The organism is Geoglobus sp. (assembly GCF_054018175.1).
Genome location: NZ_JBPLZQ010000074.1, coordinates 1 through 2,743, shown reverse-complemented (window position 1 = coordinate 2,743; position 2,743 = coordinate 1). Strand labels below are relative to the sequence as shown.

The window sequence follows — 2,743 nt, the reverse complement described above, 5'->3', positions numbered from 1 at the left end:
CTGGAATCATCGCATCCACGTGAACCATGAAGGCCCCGGAGCTGAAAAGCCTCTCCGAGAGCGACACATAGTCTATGCCGAGGCCGCCCCTTATCTTGACGATCGCATCCGAGTGCTTCGCGGCTCTCTCCACGGTCCTCTCGAGCACGTCCGGTCTGAAGAGGAGGGACTGGCCACACCCAATCTCTGTGAATTCCGGCTGCCTGCAGTGAGCGTTTATTTCCAAAATCGCACCATACTCTGCAAGAATTCTGGAAACGGCGACGTAACCGTCGATGTCGGCAGCTCTGACGTTCACCGCTACGGCGCCGTCAAAGTCCTGCAGCCTCGCCACCTGCCGCTCAATCTCACTCAGCGGATCCGAAAATACGAATTCCCTCCTTCCTCTCTCCACAGCCCTTTTCTCGGCCTCGTTGGTTTTCCTGTCAGCGTTGAACCCGCCTAGAATCACCATGCCCGCCCTCTTGTCCCTCACGAACCTCCAGTCGTTTATCCCTGCCATGGCAGACAGAACGAGACGGTTAGGGAAGATCATACCTGAGCTCCTCTGTGTTTACGTGCCCATCCGCAACCCTCGCGGCCTGGCCGGTCATGTAAACAGTGTCACGCGTGATGTCGATCTTAAGCTTACCGCCCTTCGTGATCACGTTCACACTGCTCTCCACCATCCCAAGCCTGTTGGCAACGACAGCAACTGCGACACTTCCGGTTCCGCAGCTGAGCGTCTCGTTCTCCACGCCCCTCTCGTACGTTCTAACCTCGATTGTTCTGCGGTCAACGACCCTCGCAAAGTTTACGTTTATTCCCTCGGGAAACAGATGGTGGTACCTCACATACCTCGCAAGCGGAATTATGTCGAAGTTCAGATCGTCCACGAAGATTACCGCATGTGGAACTCCCGTGTTCACCGCGTAGAGTCTGAAGCTTCCCCCATCAAACTGAATCTCCCTGCCCCACACCTCCTCATTCGCAGGGATCTCGTCGACAGAAAATCTCGGACTCCCCATGTCCACCCTGACCCACCAACCGTCCTCATCCTTCGTGACCTCGAGTTCGAGTACGCCCGCGAGGGTTTCAACCCTCAGGGGGCTTTCAGCATACCCCTCCTCCACAACATACCTGGAAAAACACCTTATTCCGTTCCCGCACATCTCGGCCTCGCTTCCGTCTGAGTTAAAGTACCTGAACCTCACGTCAGCGACGTCGGACGGCTGGACGAACAGCACACCGTCCGCCCCAATCCCGAAGTACCTGTCGCAAACAGCCCTCACAAACCGGGGCTTGTCCATCTCACCGACGACTGCGCCATTAAACTCATCGACAAGTACGAAGTCGTTCCCATTCCCGTGCATCTTCGTAAACCTGATCCTCACGCCACCACCTCTTCATTCACCTGCAGTATTATGTCCGCACACCTCTTAACGTCTGCGATCCTTACCCTCTCCCTGTCCGTGTGGCAGTCCACCAGGCTTCCCGGACCCCATATCGTCACCTTCCAGCCAGCCTTCTTCAGGTTGTACGCGTCCGTCCAAGAGACCATGACGGTCTTTTCACCAACATGCCTTTCGATTTCCGCAATTCTGTCGCATTCAATTGGTTCGTAGAACTCCAGGACCTCAAACTCAGCAGGGAGGGACTCCACCGTGCTCCTGAGAGCTTCAAAATCATCTTCAAAATCGAATATGAAGCTCAGCCTAACCCTGCACGAATCCGGGATGGCGTAAAGGTCACTTCCTCCGGAGATTTCCTGAACGGAGAACCTGTACCTCTCCTTCAGCCTGAAAACCTCCCTCATCGCGAGCTCTATGGCGTTAACCCCGCTGTCCCAGAACGCACCGTGTGCCGAGACACCTTTGAACGTTAGGACGATCTCGGCACTTCCGAGCTGCCTCTCCGCAACTCTCATCTCGGTGGGCTCCATAACCACGGCCCTTCCCGAGTAGTTCCTCGCAAAGTACTTCGAGCCAGTTCCTCCTTCCTCCTCGTCAACGAGAAATGCCATGTTGACGTTGAGCTCCTCAGCCCTCTCAAGTGCGTGGAGCATTGCTGCAATACTGCCCTTGGCATCCGCCACTCCCGTGCCGTAGGCGTACTCCCCATCCACTCTGAAGCTGGAGATGGATGGCACGGTATCGAGGTGGGTTACAAACCACAGATCGGATATTCCCCTTACCACAAGGTTGCCAGCATTGTCCGTTTTGGTCGTGAAACCGAACTCCTCTATCCTGTCGGAAACATAACCTTTCAGCTCCTCCTCCCTCCCGGAAGGAGACTCTATCCTCACCAGATCTTCGAGAATTTTCAGCATCACAAGATTTTTTACGCCACTGATTAAAAAGCCATCTGTGCTTATCCGGAGGGTTGAGAGGGGAGACATCGACTACTTCGTGGAGATATACATCGAGGCCTACAGAGGTTACGAGGAGTACGCCTACACCAAGCTGAAAGACATACGGGGGTACTTCAAGTGGCTCTACGGGAGGGACAGGGACGGGTTCTTTGTCGCTGAGGCAGGAGTGCCCGTGGGTTTTTCCGCCTGTGACACAAACTGGTTCAGCCCGATGGAGTGGCAGAAGGTGGCAGAGCTTCACGAGCTGTTCGTTAAAAGGGAGTACAGGGGGAAAGGCGTTGCATCCAGGCTCATGGAGAGGTCCATGGAGTACGGGGTCGAAAAGGGAAGGAGCGTGATGGGGCTGTGGGTGGGCGAGAAAAACGAACCGGCAAAGAGGTTTTACAGGAAACA

General features: G+C 55.1%; 4 protein-coding genes. 1 reads left to right on the top strand and 3 read right to left on the bottom strand.

Features of this window, described 5'->3' with window-relative positions; genetic code table 11:
- From ACXJJC_RS05955 to ACXJJC_RS05945, 3 genes are all read right to left on the bottom strand, one after another.
- A partial coding sequence (locus ACXJJC_RS05955; RefSeq protein ID WP_456370165.1) for a beta/alpha barrel domain-containing protein occupies window positions 1-535 on the bottom strand: 535 nt, incomplete at its 3' end.
- Window positions 522-1,373, bottom strand: coding sequence for a diaminopimelate epimerase (dapF, locus tag ACXJJC_RS05950; protein ID WP_456370164.1), 852 nt, complete (start codon window positions 1,371-1,373; stop codon window positions 522-524). The genes ACXJJC_RS05955 and dapF, both read right to left, overlap by 14 nt.
- Window positions 1,370-2,308, bottom strand: coding sequence for a M20/M25/M40 family metallo-hydrolase (locus ACXJJC_RS05945; RefSeq protein WP_456370162.1), 939 nt, complete (start codon window positions 2,306-2,308; stop codon window positions 1,370-1,372). Before ACXJJC_RS05945 ends, dapF begins: the two co-directional genes overlap by 4 nt.
- 37 nt (window positions 2,309-2,345) lie before the next feature.
- On the opposite strand from ACXJJC_RS05945, the gene ACXJJC_RS05940 reads away from it, so the two are divergent.
- Window positions 2,346-2,743: GNAT family N-acetyltransferase (locus tag ACXJJC_RS05940; protein ID WP_456370160.1), on the top strand; the 398-nt coding region annotated here is incomplete at its 3' end.